The 21,093-nt window shown below is 67.0% G+C and carries 17 protein-coding genes; 8 read left to right on the top strand and 9 right to left on the bottom strand.

Features of this window, described 5'->3' with window-relative positions; genetic code table 11:
* Positions 1-26 precede the first annotated feature (26 nt).
* The 3 genes from eno to pyrG all read right to left on the bottom strand — a co-directional run bounded on the left by eno (position 27) and on the right by pyrG (position 4,394).
* On the bottom strand, positions 27-1,310 hold the full coding sequence (gene eno, locus IP92_RS13075; protein WP_145875470.1) for a phosphopyruvate hydratase: 1,284 nt from the start codon (positions 1,308-1,310) through the stop codon (positions 27-29).
* Between the two features lie 553 nt (positions 1,311-1,863).
* Positions 1,864-2,718 carry a 3-deoxy-8-phosphooctulonate synthase gene (gene kdsA / locus IP92_RS13070; protein ID WP_145875468.1) on the bottom strand — a complete coding sequence of 285 codons (855 nt, stop codon included), beginning with the start codon at positions 2,716-2,718 and terminating at the stop codon, positions 1,864-1,866.
* Entirely contained in the window at positions 2,715-4,394 is a 1,680-nt protein-coding gene (gene pyrG / locus IP92_RS13065) for a CTP synthase (protein WP_145875465.1), read from the bottom strand. Before pyrG ends, kdsA begins: the two co-directional genes overlap by 4 nt.
* Before the next feature lie 169 nt (positions 4,395-4,563).
* On the opposite strand from pyrG, the gene IP92_RS13060 reads away from it, so the two are divergent.
* The 4 genes from IP92_RS13060 to IP92_RS30195 all read left to right on the top strand — a co-directional run bounded on the left by IP92_RS13060 (position 4,564) and on the right by IP92_RS30195 (position 7,199).
* A complete protein-coding gene (locus IP92_RS13060) occupies positions 4,564-4,992 on the top strand; it encodes a PRC-barrel domain-containing protein (protein WP_145875463.1) in 429 nt (142 codons plus the stop codon).
* Between the two features lie 210 nt (positions 4,993-5,202).
* Complete coding sequence (locus IP92_RS13055) at positions 5,203-5,862, top strand: type VI secretion system amidase effector protein Tae4 (protein WP_145875461.1); 660 nt, start codon at positions 5,203-5,205, stop codon at positions 5,860-5,862.
* The gene (locus IP92_RS13050; RefSeq protein WP_145875459.1) at positions 5,859-6,515 is read left to right on the top strand and encodes a hypothetical protein; all 657 of its coding nucleotides are present in this window, start codon (positions 5,859-5,861) and stop codon (positions 6,513-6,515) included. Before IP92_RS13055 ends, IP92_RS13050 begins: the two co-directional genes overlap by 4 nt.
* A 9-nt stretch (positions 6,516-6,524) precedes the next feature.
* Entirely contained in the window at positions 6,525-7,199 is a 675-nt protein-coding gene (locus IP92_RS30195) for a PAAR domain-containing protein (RefSeq protein WP_199271924.1), read from the top strand.
* Positions 7,200-7,216: 17 nt separating this feature from the next.
* Here IP92_RS30195 and IP92_RS13040 read toward each other — a convergent pair whose 3' ends face one another.
* The 4 genes from IP92_RS13040 to IP92_RS13025 form a co-directional block, all read right to left on the bottom strand.
* The gene (locus IP92_RS13040) at positions 7,217-7,690 is read right to left on the bottom strand and encodes a GNAT family N-acetyltransferase (RefSeq protein ID WP_145875456.1); all 474 of its coding nucleotides are present in this window, start codon (positions 7,688-7,690) and stop codon (positions 7,217-7,219) included.
* Positions 7,690-8,211 carry a GNAT family N-acetyltransferase gene (locus tag IP92_RS13035; RefSeq protein ID WP_145875454.1) on the bottom strand — a complete coding sequence of 174 codons (522 nt, stop codon included), beginning with the start codon at positions 8,209-8,211 and terminating at the stop codon, positions 7,690-7,692. Before IP92_RS13035 ends, IP92_RS13040 begins: the two co-directional genes overlap by 1 nt.
* 114 nt (positions 8,212-8,325) lie before the next feature.
* Positions 8,326-8,766, bottom strand: coding sequence for a hypothetical protein (locus tag IP92_RS13030; RefSeq protein ID WP_145875451.1), 441 nt, complete (start codon positions 8,764-8,766; stop codon positions 8,326-8,328).
* 73 nt (positions 8,767-8,839) lie between these two features.
* Positions 8,840-12,007 (bottom strand): error-prone DNA polymerase, encoded by a 3,168-nt coding sequence (locus IP92_RS13025; RefSeq protein WP_145875449.1) that lies wholly within the window; start codon positions 12,005-12,007, stop codon positions 8,840-8,842.
* Between the two features lie 91 nt (positions 12,008-12,098).
* On the opposite strand from IP92_RS13025, the gene IP92_RS13020 reads away from it, so the two are divergent.
* The 4 genes from IP92_RS13020 (at position 12,099) to IP92_RS13005 (ending at position 18,398) form a co-directional block, all read left to right on the top strand.
* A complete protein-coding gene (locus tag IP92_RS13020) occupies positions 12,099-12,890 on the top strand; it encodes a PhzF family phenazine biosynthesis protein (RefSeq protein ID WP_145875447.1) in 792 nt (263 codons plus the stop codon).
* 155 nt (positions 12,891-13,045) lie between these two features.
* Complete coding sequence (locus IP92_RS13015; RefSeq protein ID WP_145875445.1) at positions 13,046-15,448, top strand: TonB-dependent receptor plug domain-containing protein; 2,403 nt, start codon at positions 13,046-13,048, stop codon at positions 15,446-15,448.
* Positions 15,449-15,573: 125 nt separating this feature from the next.
* Positions 15,574-17,703, top strand: coding sequence for a bifunctional 2',3'-cyclic-nucleotide 2'-phosphodiesterase/3'-nucleotidase (locus tag IP92_RS13010; protein WP_145875443.1), 2,130 nt, complete (start codon positions 15,574-15,576; stop codon positions 17,701-17,703).
* Entirely contained in the window at positions 17,700-18,398 is a 699-nt protein-coding gene (locus IP92_RS13005) for a tetratricopeptide repeat protein (RefSeq protein ID WP_145875441.1), read from the top strand. The genes IP92_RS13010 and IP92_RS13005 overlap by 4 nt, the downstream gene beginning before the upstream one ends.
* A 152-nt stretch (positions 18,399-18,550) precedes the next feature.
* Here the strand turns inward: IP92_RS13005 and coaD are convergent, their stop codons facing one another.
* Together coaD and IP92_RS12995 are read right to left on the bottom strand one after the other, a co-directional pair.
* Positions 18,551-19,672 (bottom strand): pantetheine-phosphate adenylyltransferase, encoded by a 1,122-nt coding sequence (coaD, locus tag IP92_RS13000; protein ID WP_145875438.1) that lies wholly within the window; start codon positions 19,670-19,672, stop codon positions 18,551-18,553.
* A gap of 60 nt (positions 19,673-19,732) precedes the next feature.
* The gene (locus tag IP92_RS12995) at positions 19,733-21,088 is read right to left on the bottom strand and encodes an ATP-binding protein (protein WP_145875918.1); all 1,356 of its coding nucleotides are present in this window, start codon (positions 21,086-21,088) and stop codon (positions 19,733-19,735) included.
* Positions 21,089-21,093 lie beyond the last annotated feature (5 nt).

Raw genomic sequence — 21,093 nt, 5'->3', positions numbered from 1 at the left:
GTCCCGGCCGGCAATGAGAGTTGCTGTTACTTCAGATTATAGAACGCTTCGCGGCCCGGGTAGCTGGCGATGTCGCCCAGATCCTCTTCGATGCGCAGCAACTGGTTGTATTTCGCCATGCGATCCGAGCGGGACATCGAACCCGTCTTGATCTGCAGCGCGTTCAGGCCGACGGCGATATCGGCGATCGTCGAGTCTTCCGTCTCGCCCGAACGGTGCGAGATCACGGCCGTGTAGCCGGCGCGCTTGGCCATCTCGATGGCGGCGAACGTTTCCGTCAGCGTGCCGATCTGGTTGATCTTGATGAGGATCGAGTTGGCGATGCCCTTCTGGATGCCTTCCTTCAGGATCTTCGTGTTGGTGACGAACAGGTCGTCGCCGACCAGCTGCACCTTCTGGCCCAGCGCTTGCGTCAGCGTCGCCCAGCCTTCCCAGTCGCCTTCGGCCATCGCATCCTCGATCGAGATGATCGGGTACTTGTCGCACCACGTCGCCAGCAGGTTCGTGAATTCCTGCGCGGTCAGCGACAGGCCTTCGCCTTCCAGCTCGTACTTGCCGTTCTTGTGGAATTCGGATGCGGCGCAGTCCAGGCCCAGCGCGATCTGCGTGCCCGGCTCGTAACCCGCTTCCTCGATCGCCTGGATGATCAGCTTGATCGCTTCCTCATGGTTCGCGACGGACGGTGCGAAGCCGCCTTCATCGCCCACGGCCGTCGTCAGGCCCTTCTTGTGCAGGATCTTCTTCAGCGTGTGGAACACTTCGGCGCCGTAGCGCATCGCTTCCTTGAAGGTCGGTGCGCCGACCGGGATGATCATGAATTCCTGGATGTCCAGGTTGTTGTCGGCGTGCGCGCCGCCGTTGATGACGTTCATCATCGGCACCGGCATCTGCATCGAGCCCGAGCCGCCGAAGTAGCGGTACAGCGGCAGGCCCGCTTCTTCCGCGGCGGCCTTGGCGACGGCCATCGACACGGCCAGCATCGCGTTCGCGCCCAGGCGCGACTTGTTCTCGGTGCCGTCCAGGTCGATCAGCGTGCGGTCCAGGAAGGCCTGCTCGTTGGCGTCCAGGCCCATGATCGCTTCCGAGATCTCGGTGTTGATGTTCTCGCAGGCTTGCAGCACGCCCTTGCCGAAGTAGCGCTTCGGATCGCCGTCACGCAGTTCGATCGCTTCGCGCGAACCGGTCGATGCGCCCGACGGTACAGCGGCGCGGCCCATCACGCCCGATTCCAGCAGCACGTCGCATTCGACGGTCGGATTGCCGCGCGAGTCGATGATCTCGCGGCCGATGATATCTACGATAGCACTCATGAAAAGTCTCCAAAGTTGGGGGAAACGGGTGGGTGCGCGCCGCTGGTGATGTTGACATGCTTGATGCGCGCGCAAAATTGCAGCAAGGGTAACAGAGGATGGCTTTGTAGGGAAGCGCGCGTCCTTACTACAAAACGCTTGAGCGCCGCTGACCTAATAAAAACCAACGGCGCAAAACCGGGGTCAGACCCGGCGGGTCTGACCCCAGCTTCACGTCGTTGGTTCTAACGGGGCTTGCGGCTCGCGAGCGGTAGAAAAACGGGTCAGGAGGGAGTGCTGGCATGCATGCCAGCACCGCTTTGCAGGCGGAGAGCGGTGCTCTCCGAATCCCCTGCAAAGCCCCGGCGGGTCTGACCCCAGCTTCACGTCGTTGGTTCTAACGGGGCTTGCGGCTCGCGAGCGGTAGAAAAACGGGTCAGGAGGGAGTGCTGGCATGCATGCCAGCACCGCTTTGCAGGCGGAGAGCGGTGCTCTCCGCCTGCAAAGCCCCGGCGGGTCTGACCCTGGCTTCACGCCGTTGGGTTTCATCGGAGCCTGTGGCTCGCGAACGTTTTTACTCGAAGCTGTTCTCGAGGAACCCGGCCTTCTTCGTGATGCGATCGAGTTCGATCAACGTGGACAGCAATTCCTTCATGCGGCCCAGCGGTACGGCGTTCGGGCCGTCCGACAGTGCCGTGGCCGGCGTCGGGTGGGTTTCCATGAACAGGCCGGCGACACCGACGGCGACGGCCGCGCGCGACAGCACGGGCACCATCTCGCGCATGCCGCCCGACGACGTGCCGTTACCGCCCGGCAGCTGCACCGAGTGCGTGGCGTCGAACACCACCGGCGCGCCCGTCTCGCGCATGATCGCCAGCGAGCGCATGTCGGACACCAGGTTGTTGTAGCCGAACGAGGCGCCCCGTTCGCAGGCCATGAAGTTGTCTTCCTCCAGGCCCTTGGCGCGTGCGGCGGCGCGTGCCTTGTCGATCACGTTCTTCATGTCGTGCGGCGCGAGGAACTGGCCCTTCTTGATGTTCACCGGCTTGCCCGACTGCGCGCATGCATTGATGAAGTCCGTCTGGCGGCACAGGAACGCCGGCGTCTGCAGCACGTCGACGACGGACGAGACGATCTCTACTTCCTCGATCGAGTGCACGTCCGTCAGCACCGGCACGCCCAGCTCGCGCTTCACGTCGGCGAGGATCTCCAGGCCCTTCTCCATGCCCGGGCCGCGGTACGACGTGCCCGAGGAACGGTTGGCCTTGTCGAACGACGACTTGTAGATGTAGGGGATGCCCAGTTCGGTCGTCATCTCCTTCATCGCGCCGGCCACGTCGAACGCCATCTGGCGCGACTCGATCACGCAGGTGCCGGCGATCAGGAAGAACGGCTTGTCGAGGCCGATGTCGAATCCACACAGTTTCATGCTGCATCTCCTTGCAATTCGGCCGCGCTGTTGGCGGCCTGGCCTTTGCCGGCCGCCTTGTGGGCCAGCGCGGCGCGGATGTACGACGTGAACAGCGGGTGGCCGTCGCGCGGCGTCGACTTGAATTCGGGGTGGTACTGCACGCCCATGTACCACGGGTGCACGTCGCGCGGCAGTTCCATGATTTCGCACAGGTCTTCCGTCGGCGTACGGGCCGCCACGACAAGGCCCGCCTCTTCCACGCGCGACAGGTAGTGGTTGTTCGCCTCGTAGCGGTGGCGGTGACGCTCGGTCACGACGCCGCCGTAGATCTCGTGCGCCAGCGTACCCGGCTTGACCGCGCAGGCTTGCGCGCCCAGACGCATCGTGCCGCCCAGGTCGGAATTCGCATCGCGCTTCTCGACCTTGCCATCGTGGTTCTGCCATTCGTCGATCAGCGCGACGACCGGTTGATCCGTGTTAGGTTCGAACTCGGTGGAGTTCGCGTTGGCGAGGCCGGCCTTGTGGCGCGCGTATTCGATCAGCGCCACCTGCATGCCCAGGCAGATGCCCAGGTAAGGCACACCGTTCTCGCGGGCGAACTGCGCCGCGCGGATCTTGCCTTCCACGCCGCGCTTGCCGAAACCGCCCGGCACCAGGATCGCGTCGTACTTGGCCAGGTCGGCCGTGCCCTTCGCTTCGATCTCTTCGGAGTCGATGTACTCGATGTTGACGCGGCTCTCGGTGTGGATGCCGGCGTGGCGCAGCGCTTCCGTCAGCGACTTGTACGACTCGGTCAGCTCGACGTACTTGCCGACCATGCCGATCGACACTTCCTCTTTCGGATGCTCGAGCGTGTAAATCAGCTTGCTCCACACGGACAGGTCGGCCGGTTTCGGATCGATGTCCAGCGCCTCGCAGATGATCGAGTCCAGGCCCTGGTCGTGCAGCATCTGCGGCACCTTGTAGATCGTGTCCACGTCCCACACGGAGATCACGCCCTGTTCCTCGATGTTCGAGAACAGCGAGATCTTCGCGCGCTCGTCTTCCGGGATCTTGCGGTCCGCGCGGCACAGCAGCGCGTTCGGCGAGATGCCGATCTCGCGCAGCTTCTGCACCGAGTGCTGGGTGGGCTTCGTCTTCAGTTCGCCGGCCGACGCGATGTACGGCACCAGGGTCAGGTGCACGAACGCGCAGTTCTTGCGGCCCACGCGCAGGCTCAGCTGACGCGCCGCTTCCAGGAACGGCAGCGATTCGATGTCGCCCACGGTGCCGCCGATCTCGCACAGCGCCACGTCGTAGCCTTCCGCGCCGCGGCGGATATAGTCCTGGATCTCGTTCGTGATGTGCGGGATCACCTGGACCGTCTTGCCCAGGTATTCGCCGCGGCGCTCCTTGCGGATCACCGATTCATAGATCTGGCCGGTGGTGAAGTTGTTCACCTTGCGCATGCGGGTGCTGATGAAGCGCTCGTAGTGGCCCAGGTCGAGGTCGGTCTCGGCGCCGTCGTCGGTGACGAACACTTCGCCGTGCTGCATGGGGCTCATCGTGCCCGGATCCACGTTGATGTACGGGTCGAGCTTGAGCATGGTGACTTTGAGGCCGCGCGATTCGAGGATCGCGGCGAGGGAGGCGGCGGCAATCCCTTTACCAAGGGACGACACAACGCCACCAGTGACGAAGACAAATTTGGTCATTGCAAGATGGGGTGCCGATGGGCACACAGCGGGAAATTGAAATTATAGCTTAATCCGGCAGCTTTATCATCTTCGCCGCCCCGGCGGCGGGGCCGTCCACTGTGCGGGAGCGTACAGACCGGACCACTGTCCCGCGCGGAAAATGCCTTTATTTCAACAGGAGGCGACCATGAACGAACGCGATGCATATGGCAATTACGTCGACCAGGGACACCAGGGTCCGGGCCCGCGCCTGATGGGTGCCGACACGCTGATCGGCGACCACATCCACAACCTGAAGGACGAGCACCTGGGCACCGTCAAGGAGATCATGCTCGACATGCAGACGGGCCAGGTCGCCTATGTGGTGATGGCTTCCGGCGGCGTGCTGACGATCGGCGAGAAACTGTTCGCCATTCCTTGGGAAGCACTGACCCTGGACACGGCCAACCACCAGCTGCGCCTGAACATCGACAAGGACCGCATCGAGAACGCACCCGGCTTCGACAAGGACCACTGGCCCGACATGGCCAACCAGTCCTGGGCAACGGAAGTCCACAATTACTACGGAATCAGCAGCAGCTCGCCGCTCGGACACTCGTCCGGCCGCGTGCTCTGATGGCATGGCGGCCCGGTAGACGCCGGGACCGCCATCTCCCTTGCCGGTTGCGTCCTGCGCGGGCCGCCGGCTTCGGCCGGGCGACGACGCGCCGCGGCAGTCGCGCGCCCTTCTTCGGGAGGGCGCGTTTTTTTGTATGTGCTCTCTTGCCCCCGCCACTCTTATCAAAGCTATAATTTCGCCCTGACACTTCTTTGAAGGAACAGGAACTTGGCTATCACCGCTACGTCGGCCACCGCTTCCGCCTCGGTGACCGCGCGCCGGCCCGCATGGGCCGACATGAAGCAGCACTATCCCGACAGTACCGTCCCGACCGCAACGCTGTACGACAGCAAGATCGGCGGCAAGTTCGTCAAGCTGTACGAACACCCGGCCTACCAGAACACGTGCGCCGTGCGGATGTCGTACGGCCTCAATCGCAGCGGCCTGAAGCTGGGCAAGGCGCCCAGCGCGGGCGGCTCGATGCAGGGCGGCGACGGCTACACGTACTGGATCCGCGTCAGCGACCTGAAGGCGGAACTGGCGAACCGCTTCAAGGGCGCGGACGAGGAACTGGCGCTGCCCGTGATCCCCGCCTCGATGTTCGGCGACAACGCCGCGATGGGCGCCCAGTTCAAGCAGCGCGTGGCGCTGGCCCAGGACTTCCTGGACAAGAAGCTGGCCGGCCGCAACGGCATCGTCGTCTTCGAGGTGGCCGGCTGGGGCGACGCGTCGGGCCACTTCACGCTGTGGGACGGCGGCGCGAAACAGCTCGCCTACGCGACGGACCACGACGACGCGTCGAAAAACACTTACTACTTCTGGCTGACGATGCTCGCGGGCGACAAGGTCATCCAGACCACCAAGGTCAAATTCTGGGAGCTGAAATGATGCGCGCGCTGATGCTTGGGGTGTTGTTCGTGCTGCACGGGGCGGCGGCAGCCCATGGCGCCGAGCCCTGCCCGCGCGCAGCCGGCGGCGCCGAGTGGAGCGCGCAGTGCTTCACGGGCCAAGGCGGCGAGCGGCGGGTCAAGCCGAAGTACCTCGGCCGGCTCGCATGGAACGAGCACGGCATGGCCACGGTGCTGATCGCCGAGCCGCGCGAACTGCTGGCCGTCGACCGCACCGGCCGCGTCGTCGTGCCGAACATCCGCCACACCGGCGACTTCGACTTCCCGCAGGCGGCACATGGCATCGGCCGGTTCGACGTGCGGCAAGCCGGCACCACGAAGTGCGGCTATTTCGTCGCCGGGCGCTTCACCGTGCTCGTGCCGCCGCAATACGACCAATGTCAGGCGTTCCGCGACGACAAAGCCGTGGCGTGTGAGGACTGCGTGCGCTATTGCACGGACCAGGAGTGCCACGACAGCGTGCTGGTGGGCGGCACCGGCATCGCGTTCGACACGGCGGGGAAAGTGAAGCGCCGCTACCCGCTGCCGACGCTGGAGCAGGCCTGCCCCAACGGCAAGGCAAGCGTGGAAAACGGCGGGCCGGTACCGGTGCTGCGCTGCGCCGCGAACGCCGATTCCCCTTTCAAGCTCTGAGGAGATCACGTGGCTGGAGAAATCATCCGCAAGGGCGACCGCACGGACCATGACGGCACGGTGCTGGAAGGGTCGCCGAACGACATCTGTCACGGCAAGCCGATCGCGTTCATCGGGCACAAGGTGTACTGCCCGAAGTGCAAGGGCAATTTCCCGATCGTCGAAGGCGTCGTCACGACGACGATCTACGGCAAGGGTGTCGCCGTGGCGGGCATGAAGACGTCATGCGGCGCGAAGCTGATCCCGACGCAGTTCACCGATGTCGTCGAAGCGGCGGGCGGTGGCGGTGGCGGCGCTCAGGGTGCGTCCGCAAGCGCAGCGCGTGCGGCGCCCGCCGCCGCGGCTGCAGTGGCGGCGGCCGCGGCGACACAGCCGGCTGCCGATGCGGCGGCAAGCGAACCGGCTGCGGAGAAAGCCGTCAAGCGCATCTACTGGAGCTATGGGCCGGACCGCACACCGGTCGAGTCGGTGTCACGGCACTACGTGGACCTGAACCTGCACGTCGAGACGGAGCACTATGCGCCAGGCGAAACCGTCGAGATCGTGGTGCGCAACGACGACGGCTCCGAGCTGGTCGACGGCGTGCCGCAACTGACGGTGCAGGCGAAGGTCGGCAGCGACAACACGGCCTGCGTCGAAGACGTCTTCAAGGGCAAGACCGTCCAGATCGGGACGATTGGCTAAACGGCAGACGCCGCCCTTCAGCCGGCCTGCCAGCGCATCGGCAGGTAGGCGATGCCGTCATGCTCGGCGCGCGGCGCGGCCGGCACGAAGCCCAGCCGGCGATACATGGCCACCGCATGGTCGGAAGCATTCACCGTGAAGGTGCCCGGATTGCCCAGCGCGATCGCCTCGTCGCGCGCGAACTCCCACAGCTGCCGGCCGAGGCCCCTGCCGTGCAGGTCGCGGCGCACGAACAGGTGGAACAGGTGGCCGTTGTCGCGCATCGCGACGACGCCCGCCGGCATGGCGCTGCCGCCGTCAGCGGCGACGTGATAGCGGAAGTTCGGCTGCGCCAGGTAGCGCCGCTGGGCTGGCGCGCCGACGCTGGCGATGAAGCCTGCGGCGCCGCGGCCGTCCGGGTGCAACGTCAGGAACGGCAGCAAATCGGCGATCAGCGCACCGATCGCATCGGCGTCGTCGATGCCGGCCCGGCGGATCGCCAGGCCTTCCATCACAGCACCCGGCCGAGGAACAGCACGCCCTCCAGCGGATTGTGCACGTACGGCCCGATCGGCCGGAAGCCGAGCTGCTCGTACAGCCCGACGGCGGCCTGCATCGTCGCCAGCGTGTCGAGGCAGATCTCCCGATAACCGGCGGCGCGTGCCTCGTCGCAGATGCGCTCGGCCAGCGCGCGCCCCAGCTTGCGGGCACGGTAGGCGGGCCGCACATACAGCCGCTTCATCTCGCCACGCTCCGCGTCGACGGGGCGCAGCGCGACGCAGCCGGCCGCGCTGTCGCCATCCCAGGCGATCAGGATGCGGCCACGGGGTGCGGCATATTTGCCCGGCAGCGTCGCCAGCTCCTCTTCGAAGTTCTGGAAGCACAGGTCCACGCCCAGCTCGGCCGCGTATTCGCGGAACAGTTCGCGCACGATGGGCAGGTCGCGCGGCAGCTCGGCGTGGCGGATCGCCAGCGGAGCGCGGGATGAAGTCGCAGGGAATGCAGTCGCGGGGAACGAAGCAGTGTCTGGCATGGCGCATGAAGGGAGTGGGCGAGCGCCCAGTGTAACCTGGCGCGCGGGGCGGTGACAGGTACAGTGGCCGCCCGATGGACCGATACAGTACCGGTCCACCGGTGGGCGTGACCGTCAGCCTGCCACGGTCCAGTCGAACGAGCCTTCTTCGACGCCCTGCAGCTGGCCGAAGCCGTCGACGAGGCGGCCCAGCGATGCGTCGCTGACCTGGGCGGTCAGGGTCACGGTGTTGTAGCCCGCGGCGCCGGCGTAGGCGAACGTGCAGCGCAGACCGAACCGGCCGGCCGTGTAGCCGGTGAATTCGAACGCCACGCGGTCGCTGTCGCCACGGCCGAATGCGAAGCCGCTTTCCGCCGTCGAAGAGTGCGCCGCCACGGCGGCGAACGCGTCATGCGCCTGCGTCATCGTCGTATCAGATACCTGCACGGTCAGCGGCGCCACGGCGCCCGTGTCGCTGGTGGCCGTGAACTGGACCATGCGCTGGTCGTAGCTGTACGGCGTGACCTCGATGCGCAGCGCAACGAGCGCATGCTGGGTCTGGGTTTGCCCGGTCATGGTGTTCTCCTCGAAATCGTAGCAAAACGACATGCTACCGCATTTGCAGGCCCCCCTGCGAACGGCTCTCCCCTCAACAGAAATCGCGGCTCGACGTCGGCAGCCGTCCCAGCAGGTGCGACAGGTCCACCAGCCGCTTCGCGACGAGGTGCCGCACGATGCCTTCCTGCTGCCACACGCCGTACACGCCCAGCAGCGACGCGCCCAGCACCTCGCGCCGGAACTTGTCGACAAGGTCCGGCCAGACGATCACGTTGACGTTGCCCGTCTCGTCCTCGATCGTGATGAACAGCACGCCCTTCGCCGTGCCGGGGCGCTGGCGCACGGTGACGATGCCGGCGCCGCGCGCCAGCTGGCCGTCCGCGAACGTGTTCAGCACGTCGGCCGGCAGGAAGCGCTTGGCCAGCAATGCGGGGCGCAGCAGCGCCACCGGATGCCGGCCCAGGGTCAGGCCCGCCGAACGGTAGTCGCCGATGATGTCGTCGCCTTCGCTCGGCGCGACGAGGCGCGGCGCTTCCTCCACCGGTTGGGTGGGGCGCAGCAAGTCCTTGTCCGGCACCGCGCCGACGGCTTCCCACAGCGCCTGGCGGCGGTTGCCCGCCAGGCTTGCCAGCGCGTTCGCGCCGGCCAGCACCTGCAGGTCGTGCCGGTCCAGCTGCGCGCGGCGCGCCATGTCGGCCACGTCGGCGAACGGCCGCATCGCACGCACCATCTCGATCCGTTCGGCCGCCTCGGCGCGCATGCCGCGCAGCAGCGACAGGCCCAGGCGCACCGCCGGCTGGCCGGCGCCCTGCTCTTCCAGGCTCGAATCCCAGCCGCTGACGGTGACGTCGATCGGCCGCACCTCGACGCCGTGGCGCTTCGCATCCTGCACCAGCTGCGACGGCCCATAAAAGCCCATCGGCTGGCTGTTCAGCAGCGCGCACAGGAACGCGGCCGGCTCGTGGCACTTGATCCACGAGCTCACGTACGTCAGCAGCGCGAAGCTGGCCGCGTGCGATTCCGGGAAGCCGTATTCGCCGAAGCCCTGGATCTGTTCGCAGATGCGTTCGGCGAACTCCACGTCGTAGCCGCGCTCCGTCATGCCGTCGATGATGCGGCCGCGGTACTTGTCCATGCCGCCCTTGCGCTTCCACGCGGCCATCGCGCGGCGCAGCTGGTCCGCCTCGCCCGCCGAGAAGCCGGCCGCGATCATCGCCACCTGCATCACCTGTTCCTGGAAGATCGGCACGCCCAGCGTGCGCTCCAGCGCCGCCTCCAGGCCTTCAGGGTAATCGACCAGCGTGGGGTCGAGCCGGCGCTGCAGGTAAGGGTGCACCATGCCGCCCTGGATCGGGCCGGGCCGCACCAGCGCCACCTCGATGACGAGGTCGTAGAAGCGGCGCGGCCGCAGCCGCGGCAGCATCGTCATCTGCGCGCGCGACTCGATCTGGAACACGCCCACCGTATCGGCCGCGCACATCATGTCGTAGGTGGCCGTGTCGTCGCGCGGGATGTCCTGCATGCGGAATTCCTCGCCGCGGCGCTGGCCGATCAGGTCGAGCGCGCGGCGCAATGCCGACAGCATGCCCAGCGCCAGCACGTCGACCTTCAGGAGTCCGAGTTCCTCCAGGTCGTCCTTGTCCCACTGGATCACGCTGCGGTCCTTCATCGTCGCGTTCTCGATCGGCACGAGGCGCGACAGCTTGTCCTGCGCGATGACGAAGCCGCCCACGTGCTGCGACAGGTGGCGCGGGAAGCCCAGCATCTTCTGCGCCAGGCTGGCCCACTGGTGCGCCAGCGACGTATCCGGATCGAGCCCGCATTCGGCGAAGCGGTTCAGGAGTTCGTGCTTGCTGTCGAACCAGTGGTGCGATTTCGCCACCTTCTCGACGATGGCGAGATCGACGCCGAGCGCCTTGCCGGCGTCGCGCAGCGCGCTTTTCGGGCGGTAGCAGATCACCGTGGCGGCCAGTGCGGCGCGGTGCCTGCCGTACTTCGTGTAGATGTACTGGATCACCTCCTCGCGCCGCTGGTGCTCGAAGTCGACGTCGATGTCCGGCGGCTCGTCGCGCTCGCGCGAGATGAAGCGGCCCATCAACAGCGTGCTCTCGACCGGGTTCACCTCGGTGATGCCGAGGCAGTAGCACACGGCGCTGTTGGCGGCCGAGCCGCGCCCCTGGCACAGGATCTCCTGCGAGCGGGCAAAGCGCACGATGTCGTACACGGTCAGGAAGAAGTACTCGTATTTCAGCTCGGCGATCAGCGCCAGCTCGTCCTCGACCTGCGCCTGCACCGAGGCGGGAATGCCGCTCGGGTAGCGCACGTGGGCGCCGTGATACGTTTCCTGCCGCAGGTACGACGATGGCGTATGCCCTGCCGGTATCAGCTCGCTTGGGTATTCGTAGCGCAGCTCGTCCAGCGAGAACGTGCAGCGGCGCGCGATGCGCACGGTTTCCGCCAGCGCCGCATGGGGATAGACGTTCGCCAGCCGCAGGCGCGAGCGCAGGTGCTGCTCGGCGTTCTGCGCCAATGCATAGCCGCATTCGGCCACCGGCTTGCCGAGGCGGATGGCCGATAGCGTGTCGTGCAGCGGTTTGCGCGAGCGCACATGCATGCACACATGCCCCACCGCGACGACGGGCAGCCCATGCTGGCCCGCCACCTCCTCGACGCTTTGCCGGTGCCCTTCGTCGAATGCGCGCTGCAGCAGGTTCAGGCCGAGCCACGCGCGGTCGCCGAACGTAGTGGCCATCCACGTCGCCTGCGCGTGCAGCCGGTCGATGTCCACCGCTTCCCACACGGGATAGGCCGGCAGCAGGATCAGGAGGCAATCGGGCAGCCCGGCCAGGTGCGCGCGCTCTGGCGGCGGTGCCGCGACATCCTCCGGATGCAGCAGGTAGCTGCCCTTCTCCGCCCGCGTGCGGCCCAGCGTGATCATCTCGGACAGGTTGCCGTAGCCGTTGCGGTTCGTCGCCAGCGCCAGCAGCGACAGGGCTTCATTGCCATCCTTGCCCGTCAGCCGGAACCAACTGCCGATCAGCAGATTGCTGTTCCAGCCGGCCTGTTTCGCCTCGCCGTGCGCGCGCACGACGCCGGCCAGCGAGCACTCGTCCGTGATCGCCAGCGCCGTGTAGTCGAGGGCGATGGCGCGCGCCACCAGCTCCTCGGCATGCGAGGCGCCTTGCAGGAACGAGAAGTTCGTCATGCAGAACAGCTCCGCATACGGGGGCAGCCTGAACGACGGCGGGACGGGTGGCATGGCTGATGTTGAAACCGATATTGATACTGTATAAACGTACAGTATTATAACCCCACTCCAGTCCGCCTCCACGTTCCGGTAGACTGCGCGCATGACCACCACCTCACCTTCCATTTCCCCCATCCACGAACTGAAATGCTTCGGCATCCGCCCGGGCGAAGGCAATGCGGCCCTGGTGCTGCTGGACGATCAACGCGACGCCGCGGCGCGCCAGGCTTACGCGGCGGCCAGCGGCAGGAGCGCCTGCGTGTTTGTCGACCGGAGCGATGGCCTCGTGCTCGACTACTACTACCCGCACATGCGCAGCCCGTTATGCCTGCATGCGACGCTGGCCGCGGCCCGCGTGCTGCTGGGCGATGCGCCGGGACCGCTGCAAGTGCGCACCGCACTGCGCGGCCAGGCGCTGACGTTGTTGCGCCGCGGCGCCGACGTGTACGTGGCGCTGGCGCTGCAGGATGCCCCGCAACCGCCGCTGCCGGGCGATCTGGTGGAGCGCCTCGTGCCGGGCATCGCGCTCGTGTCGCCGCCGCGTATCGCGTCGGTGGGCAGCCCGAAGCTGCTGCTCGAAGTGGCCGGGCCGGAGGCGCTGCACGCGTTGCGGCCGGACCTGGCGGCCATTCACGCGTGGGGCAAGGAGCAAGGAATCAGCGGCTGCTATGCGTGGTGCCGGCGGCCGGACGGCGCGCTGGAGGGGCGCAACTTCAACCACCTGGAGCCGGGCATGGAAGACAGCGCGACAGGCGTCGCGGCGGGCGCGCTGGCAGTGCTGCTGGGTGGCCCCGTGCTGCTGTACCAGGGCACCAACGTGGACAGCCCATGCCTGCTGCGCGCGCAGCCGGACGGCGCGGCCATCCTCGTCGGCGGCGCGGCCGAAGCGGTGTGAGGTTGGCGCAGCGCAGCCGGTTTTTATACCAGAATTTTGCCCGCATGCGATACGAAAGAACTTCGTTTTGCAAAATAGTCACACTACGGAATTTCCTGATAGGTGAGCAACAGACAGACCGATAAAATTGCCGATTTACTCATCGGAGAACGCCCTTGTCCACACTACGCCTTGCCGTCCTGTCCGCCCTGTACGGTTCTTCCGCCCTTGCCTTCGGCCCGGCGCTGGCGCAGACCCTGGACCAGCCCACCCAGGTGACCACGCCGCAGCAGATGCAGTCGGTGAGCATCGTCGGCTCGCGCCGCGTCACCAGCTCGGCCACGGACACCGTGGTGCCGGTGGACGTGATCCCGCTGACGCAGACGGCTGAAAAAGGCGGCCAGTTCGACCTGTCGCAGACGCTGACCAATATCTCGCCGTCGTTCAACTCGACGCGCCAGACAGGTGCCGACGGCGCCGACCTGGTCGACTCGGCCGCGCTGCGCGGCCTCGGTTCGGACCAGACGCTGGTGCTCGTGAACGGCAAGCGCCGCCACACGTCGTCGCTCGTCAACCTATTCGGTGCGCGCAACCGCGGCAACACGGGCACGGACCTGAACGCGATCCCGCTGATGGCGATCAAGGACGTGCAGGTGCTGCGCGACGGCGCGGCCGCCCAATACGGCTCGGACGCGATCGCCGGCGTGATGGACATCGGCCTGAAGAAAAACCTCGGCTGCGAAGCGACGGCCGGCTACGGCCAGTACTCGGCGGGCGACGGCAAAAACTACCTGGCATCGGCCTATTGCGGCTTCGCGCTGGCGGGCGGCGTCGTCGGCATCACGGGCGAATACCTGGACCGCGGCCGCTCCGACCGCTCCGAGCCGGACAACCCGCGCATCATCGGCGACTCGAAGACGAAGAACAAGACGCTGTACGTGAACGGCGAGATCCCGACCGGTGTGAGCACCTCCGGCAAGTTCTACTTCACGGGCGGCGTGCAGACGCGCGACGCATCGTCGGCCGCCTTCGGCCGTGGCGGCGTGGGCACGGACGACATCCCCAGCCGCAACTCGGCGGCAATGTATCCGGAAGGCTTCGTCCCGTTCATCAACGGCGACCTGGACGACCGCTACGCAATCCTCGGCCACCGCGCCCAGCTGGGCGAGTGGAATGCGGACATCTCGCAGACCTACGGCTACAACCGCCTGCGCTACGACATCAGCCACACGCTGAACGCGTCGATCGCCAATGCCGACCTGGTGGCGGGTGGCCGCGGCATCAGCCCCGACCACTTCGACGCGGGCGGTTTCTCGTTCGAGCAGTGGACCACCAACGTCGACCTCGCGCGCTACTTCCAGGGCGTGATGGGCAATGGCCTGAACGTGGCGTTCGGCGGCGAATACCGCGTCGAGAAGTACAAGATCTTTGCCGGCGAGCCGGGTTCGTACATCGACGCGGACGGCGTGGGCACGGGCGGCAACGCGGGCAGCCAGGGCTTCCCGGGCTTCCAGCCGGGCGACGTGACGAACGCGCGCCGCCACAGCACGGCGGCCTACCTCGACATGGAAGCCGACGTGACCGACGCGGCCAAGCTGCAGGCCGCCGTGCGCTGGGAAAAATACAGCGACTTCGGTTCCACCGTCACGGGCAAGCTGGCCGGCAGCTATCGCGTCACGCCGCAAATGCTGCTGCGCGGCTCGGCCAGCACGGGCTTCCGCGCGCCGTCGCTGCAACAGGCTTACTTCTCGTCGACGTTCACGGACTTCATCGGCGGCGTGCCGACCGACGTCGTGCTGGCGCCGAACGGTGGCGCCGTCGCCACGCTGGCCGGCATCCCGAAACTGAAGGAAGAAAAGTCGACCAGCTTCACGTTGGGCACGACGTGGACGCCGACGGAAAGCATCTCCGTCACGGCCGACCTGTACCACATCAAGATCAAGGACCGCATCGTGCTGTCCGGCCGCTTCGATGCGGACAACTACCCGGAACTGGCCGCCCGCCTTGCCACGCTGGGCGTGGGCCAGGCGCAGTTCTTCGTCAACTCGGTGGACACGAAGACGCAAGGGCTCGACCTGACGGCATCGCACCGCGGCACGCTGTTCGGCAACAAGCTGACGACGTTCCTGGCCGCGAACTTCTCGAAGACGACGGTGGAAGACATCCACGCGCCGGCATCGCTGAAGGGCTACGAGGACGTGCTGCTGTCCGAGCGCGAGCGCCTGTTCATCGAACAGGGCGGCCCGCGCCGCAAGGCCACGTTGGGCTTCGACTACGTGACGGGCCCCGTCGAGACCGACTTCAAGATCATCCACTTCGGCCCGCAGACGCTGGGCACCTTCAGCGGCACGGCAGCGGGCGTGCCGAACCTGTACTACGAAGCGAAGACGTCGGCCGACCTGTCGTTCACGTACACGGTCAGCAAGAACGCCAAGATCACCGTCGGCGGCAACAACATCTTCAACGTGAAGCCGACTTCGCAGAACGCGGACGAGACGGACAACGGCTTCAAGTACGACAGCGTGCAGTTCGGCCTGAACGGCGCCTCGTACTTCGCCCGGCTGTACGTGAAGTTCTAAGCGCGGCAAGCTCCGGTGTCAGGCACCGGTGTCGGACCCTGGTGTCCGACACCGGTTTTTTTTGTCATCGACGCGTCACATCGCGCCGCTACAGTCGCGTTTTATTTTTTCGCCATGGGGACAAGATGAAGACGAACAAGGTGCTGCTGGCCGCGTTGATCGCCGCCGGTGTCGTGGGTTGCGGCGGCGATGACGATCCACCGGCGGCGGTAACGCCCGAGACGCCGGCCGCCGGCAAGATCGCCGAAGGCACCACCGTCACGTTCGCGCTGATGGAGACGACGGACCTGCACTCGAATGTCCTCAGCTACAACTACTACGCGCTGGCCGAGGACACGAGCCTCGGCATGGAGCGCACCGCCACGCTGATCGCCGGCGCGCGCGCGGAAAATCCGAACAACGTGCTGCTCGACGACGGCGACGTGATCCAGGGCACCTTGCTGGCCGACCTGCAGGCGGTGACGAAGCCGATCCCCTGCACCGACACGCTGGCGGTGCACAAGGCGATGAACGCGCTGAAGTACGACGGCGGCGGCTTCGGCAACCATGAATTCAACTACGGCCTGCCGTTCCTGTCGCAGGTGACGAACACGGACCTGAACATCCCCGGCGTGACGAAGCCGGCCGGCACCTGCGGCGCACCAAGCTTCCCGCTCGTGCTGACGAACGTGACGGGTGTGGCCAGCGGCAAGCCGATCTTCCAGCCGTACGCCGTGCTGCCGCGCGACTTCAGCGCCACCGCGCCGGACGGCAGCAAGGTCAACGTGAAACTCAACATCGGCATCATGAGCTTCGTGCCGCCCCAGATCCTCGAATGGGACCAGAAGAACCTGGCCGGCAAGGTGGCCGTGTCGGGCGCGAAGGAAGCGGCGCAGCAGTACCTGCCGGAGCTGCGCAGCAAGGGCGCGGACGTGGTCGTCGCGCTGTCGCACGGCGGCATCGACCCGAGCCCGTACAGCCCGAAGATGGAGAACCAGAGCTATCACCTGGCCGGCACCGGCATCGATGCGCTGCTGGTCGGCCACTCGCACCTGATCTTCCCGAAGGGGAAAGAGACGGGTGCCGCGGCGCTCGATCCGTCGCTGGCCGCACTTCCCGCCAGCGCCAACGTCGATGCGATCAACGGCTTCGTGAACGGCGTGCCCACCGTGATGGCGCAGAGCTGGGGCCGGCGCCTCGGCATCATCAAGATGACGATGGTGTACCAGGGCGGCAAATGGGTGACGCAGCCGGCCAAGACCACCGTCGAGTCGCGCGGCTTCAAGTACACGGACGGCACGACGCTCGTCAAGGCCGATCCGGCGATCGCCTCGCTGGTCGCCACCGAGCATGCCGCGACGATCGCGTATGCGAAGGAGCCGCTGGGCGTGACGACGGACTTCGAGATGTCGTCGTACTTCTCGCTGGCCGGCGACGTCACCGCGATCGAGCTGGTGAACCAGGCGCAGATCGACTACGTGAAGAACTTCATCGCGACGACGACCGACACGACCCTGGCCGGCTTCAAGAACATTCCCGTGATCTCGTGCAGCGCGCCGTTCAAGGCGGGCCGCAACGGGCCATCGGACTTCACCGACGTGGCGCCGGGCGCCAGCGCCGCCGCACCGGTGGGCCTGCAGATCCGCAACCCGGGCGACCTTTACCTGTACAGCAACAACAACCTGCAGGCCGTGAAGATCAAGGGTTCCGACCTGAAGGCGTGGCTGGAAGCGTCGGCCAAGCAGTTCGGCCAGATCGACCCGGCCAAGACGACGGAACAGGACCTGGTGCCAAGCTACGGCACGATCTACAACTACGACGTGTTCTATGCCGAGAACAATGCGCTGACGTACCAGATCGACGTGACGAAGCCGGCCGGCAGCCGCATCGTCAACCTGACGTACCAGGGCAAGCCGGTGGCCGATGGCGACGACTTCATCGTCGCGACGAACGACTACCGCGCGGGTGGCGGCGGCAACGTGCCGGGCATCGACGGCAGCAAGACGATCATCAAGTCGCCCGATGCGAACCAGACGGTCGTGTCGAACTACCTGCAGAAGATCGGCAAGAGCGGCGGCGGCAAGGTGACGCTGGCGGCCAACGGCGCAGCGCGCAGCTGGTCGTTCGCGAAGGTGAAGACGGCCGGCCCCGTGATCCTGCGCTCCGCGCCGGGCCACCTGGCGATCGCGCAGGTGAACGGCATCGCCGTCGTGACGGCCGAAGGCGGCCTGGATGCGAGCGGCTTCGCCAAGTACGCCATCGACCTGTCGAAATGAGGCACCTGCTCGCCGCCGCGGTGTTGACGGCGCTGTGCGCCGGCTGCACCCGCGCGCCCGACCTGCCGCCGGCCGAGATCGAAGCGCTGGCGATGACAGCCGCCCAGCGCGGCTCGGCCGACGCCGAGCGGCAGCTGCGCGCGCTGGCCGACGCGGGCAATACGGTGGCGCGGCGCGAGCTGGGCATCCTGTACCGGCAGCGCCCTGCCCTGCGGCCGGAGGCGATGGAACTGCTGCGCCGCGCCGCCCTGGCCGGCGACGCCCAGGCGGCCTATCACCTGGGCGAGCTGTATCGCGGCGCGCAGGCCGACAATCCGTCCGGCGCCGCGGCAGCATGGCCGTGGTACCGGCGCGCCGCCGACGGCGGCCATGCCAGGGCGGCGCTGGTGCTGGGGCAGATGGCGAAGAACGGCGACGGCATGCCGCGCGACATGATGGCTGCCGCCCACTGGCTGCAACGGGCCAGCGACCTGGGGAACGCGCATGCGATGTTCCTGCTGTCGTACCTGTACCGGGACGGCGACGGCGTGCCGCGCGATCCGGCGCGCGCCCGCACGCTGCTGGAGGAAGCGGCGGAGCACGAGTACCCGCCCGCGTTGCAGGAACTGGCGCTGACGGTGGAGGACCCGCAGCGCGCCGGCCACCTGATGAAGGAAGCCGTCGAGCACCGGCGCAATAACTGGAATCGGTTTTAGCGATCGCGAGCCGTCAGCGTTGAAAGCCACCCCGAGGCAAACCCTGGGGTCAGACCCCATACCTGCGGCGGCAAGCGCGAGAGTTGCAGGAATGGGGTCTGACCCCGGCACCTGCCGTTGGGTGGAATGCCGCCGTGGCCCGCTGGCCCCCATCACCCCAATGCCGCCAGCTCCCGCGTCAGGTTGACGATCGCCGGTTCGCTGTACTGCTCGGCGAACCACGGGTCGGCGTACAACGTGCCGCCATAGGCCTTGCCGCGCAGGTGCTCCAGCACGCGGGTGCGCTGCGCGTTGTAGCGCTCGTCGGGCACGTGGCCGTACTCGGCGCGGATGCCGCGCGCGTAGTGCTCGTAGACTTCCTCGTCCTGGCCCAGGATCGCCAGGTCCACGCCCAGCAGGACCTCCTTCATTGCATGCACGACGTGGCCGCCCTGCAGGTGGTCGGTGGCGCGGATCAGCGTGGCCACTTCGTCCGCCCTGCCCGCATCCGGTTCCAGGCCGCTGGCCAGCCACAGGCGCGCACTGGCTTCTTCGTTCGACACGGCGGCATCGGCCTCGTGGCCGTAGTGCGCGTCGTGGAACCAGAATGCCGCGCGCACGAGGTCCGCATCGCGCTGCGCAGGCTGGGTGTTCGCGGCCCACGCGCGGATCTCCGCCAGGCCGTGCACGAGGTGGTCGAGGTTGTGGTAGTGGCGTGTGGCGCCGCCGTACGCGTCAGCCCCGGTGAGCCGGTTGAACCAGTCCTCGGCCGCGCTGCCGAACAGCGCCTGCCACTCCTTGTGCAGCCAGCTGATGATCCAGGCGCGGTACGCCGGGCCGGGCACGAATTTCTTCGTCGTCCAGTTCCAGCCGACCGGGCCTTCCAGCGCCTTGACGAAGCTGGAGCTGACGGACCCCAGGTCGCGCGGCGGCATCACGAACAGCGTCTTCGCGCCGCCGATCACTTCCACATTGGTTTGCTGGATCAGGTTCTCGTAATCGAAGTCGGCGGTTGTGCGAATGCCGCGGATCAGGTATTCGACGCCGTGCTTCCGCGCCACGCGCGCCGTGTAGTCGCTCTTGACGATGACGACCTGCACATTGTCCCATTGCCGTTCGGCGCAGCTCTCCAGCACGATCGCGCGCCGTTCCTCGGCCGAGAAACGGGGCTGCTTGGTGGAGTTCTGCGACAGGAAGACGATCACCTCGTCCGCGATCGAGCGGGCCTCGCCGATCACCCACATATGGCCGTTGGTGATCGGGTCGAGCGTACCGGAGAAGCCGATTTTTTTCATGCGCTGCCTGGTTGCGAAAATGTCATGGCGGACATTCTAGCCCACTGCGCGGCTCTGCCGTCAGGCGGCGCTCTTGGCCAGGGTGACTTTCGGCGCGGCCGGCGCGGTGGCGGGGAACGTCACCTGCACCAAGAGCCCCCCGAGGCGCTCGGATTTGTCCAGCGCCAGCGTGGCGCCATGCCGCTCGGCGATCGCCTTGATGATCGCCAGCCCCAGGCCGCTGCCGGTCGCCGTACTGCCCGGCACCCGGTAGAAGCGGCTGAACACGCGCTCGCGTTCTTCCGGCGAGATGCCCGGGCCGCTGTCCTCGACGACCAGCACGGCACCGCTGTCGGTGCTGCGCACGGAAACGTCGACGGTGCCGCCGGACGGCGTGTACTTGATCGCGTTGTCGATCAGGTTGCGCAGCAGGACCAGGAGCGCATCCGACTGGCCCTGCACGGTGGCGTCTTCCACGTCGTGCAGCCCGAGGTCGATGGCGCGCGCCTGCGCCGGCCCGACCATGTCGGCCAGCGTGCGCTTGGCCAGGTCCGTCAGGCTGACGGGTTCCAGCTTCGCCTCGGCCGCTTCCTGGCGGGCCAGCACGAGCAGCTGCTCGACGAGCCGGGTGGCGCGCTCGATGCCCGCCGTCAGCCGGCCGATGGCGACCTTGCGGCTTGCATCGTCCTCCGCGCGATCGAGGCTCAGCACCTGCAGCTTCAGTGCCGCCAGCGGCGAACGCAGCTCGTGCGCGGCGTCCGCCACGAAGTGCTGCTGCGCGTCGAATGCCGTGCGCACGCGGCCGAACAGCAGGTTCAGTTCCTGCACCAGCGGCTTCACCTCGTCCGGCAAGTCCGCTTCGGAGACGGGCGACAGGTCGTCCGCCTGGCGCGACGCGACCTGGCGACGCACCCGCGCCACCGGCGCCAGCGAGCCGCTGACGACCCACCAGACGACCAGCATCAGCATCGGCGCCATCAGCGCGATCGGCCCGACGGTGCGCAGCGCCAGCGCGCCGGCCATGCGCTTGCGCACGGCCATGTCCTGGGCGATCTGCACGGTCTGGTTGCTGGTCTGGACGGAGAACACCCGGTACGTGGTGCCCTTCGCCTTCACGTTCGAGAAGCCCAGCACGGCGCGCTGCGGCAGCTCGGCGCGCGAGATCGAGCGGAACACCTGGATGCCGTCCGGCGTCCACACCTGCACCACCATCTCGTCGTTGCCGGGATCGGCGCTGGGGCCGGCGATGCTGTTGGCCAGCGGTGCGCCGGAACGCAGCGCCAGCGCCATCTGCTGCATGTGGTAGTCGAAGATCTGGTCGGCATCGTTCAAGGCGCTGCGGTAGGCGATCATCGCCTGGGCCAGCGCGGCCATCGTGATCGCCGCCAGCAGGAACCACAGCAGGCGGCCGCGCAGCGAGTGCGTGTCGACCTTCATGCGCC

Source organism: Pseudoduganella flava (genome assembly GCF_007830495.1).
Taxonomy (GTDB): Bacteria; Pseudomonadota; Gammaproteobacteria; order Burkholderiales; family Burkholderiaceae_D; genus Rugamonas; species Rugamonas flava.
Note: the sequence above shows the minus strand (reverse complement) of the source record. Positions and strands in the feature narration are given on the sequence as shown.

What these genes read in the sequence shown, in the direction of transcription:
- pyrG (WP_145875465.1), bottom strand. Translation starts at nt 4,394, where the DNA reads ATGACCAAATTTGTCTTCGTCACTGGTGGCGTTGTGTCGTCCCTTGGT.
- IP92_RS13020 (WP_145875447.1), top strand. Translation starts at nt 12,099, where the DNA reads ATGACCACCACCTCACCTTCCATTTCCCCCATCCACGAACTGAAATGC.
- IP92_RS13035 (WP_145875454.1), bottom strand. Translation starts at nt 8,211, where the DNA reads ATGCCAGACACTGCTTCGTTCCCCGCGACTGCATTCCCTGCGACTTCA.
- coaD (WP_145875438.1), bottom strand. Translation starts at nt 19,672, where the DNA reads ATGAAAAAAATCGGCTTCTCCGGTACGCTCGACCCGATCACCAACGGC.
- IP92_RS13040 (WP_145875456.1), bottom strand. Translation starts at nt 7,690, where the DNA reads ATGGAAGGCCTGGCGATCCGCCGGGCCGGCATCGACGACGCCGATGCG.
- IP92_RS13030 (WP_145875451.1), bottom strand. Translation starts at nt 8,766, where the DNA reads ATGACCGGGCAAACCCAGACCCAGCATGCGCTCGTTGCGCTGCGCATC.
- IP92_RS13025 (WP_145875449.1), bottom strand. Translation starts at nt 12,007, where the DNA reads ATGCCACCCGTCCCGCCGTCGTTCAGGCTGCCCCCGTATGCGGAGCTG.
- IP92_RS13010 (WP_145875443.1), top strand. Translation starts at nt 15,574, where the DNA reads ATGAAGACGAACAAGGTGCTGCTGGCCGCGTTGATCGCCGCCGGTGTC.
- eno (WP_145875470.1), bottom strand. Translation starts at nt 1,310, where the DNA reads ATGAGTGCTATCGTAGATATCATCGGCCGCGAGATCATCGACTCGCGC.
- IP92_RS13050 (WP_145875459.1), top strand. Translation starts at nt 5,859, where the DNA reads ATGATGCGCGCGCTGATGCTTGGGGTGTTGTTCGTGCTGCACGGGGCG.
- IP92_RS13005 (WP_145875441.1), top strand. Translation starts at nt 17,700, where the DNA reads ATGAGGCACCTGCTCGCCGCCGCGGTGTTGACGGCGCTGTGCGCCGGC.
- IP92_RS12995 (WP_145875918.1), bottom strand. Translation starts at nt 21,088, where the DNA reads ATGAAGGTCGACACGCACTCGCTGCGCGGCCGCCTGCTGTGGTTCCTG.
- kdsA (WP_145875468.1), bottom strand. Translation starts at nt 2,718, where the DNA reads ATGAAACTGTGTGGATTCGACATCGGCCTCGACAAGCCGTTCTTCCTG.
- IP92_RS13060 (WP_145875463.1), top strand. Translation starts at nt 4,564, where the DNA reads ATGAACGAACGCGATGCATATGGCAATTACGTCGACCAGGGACACCAG.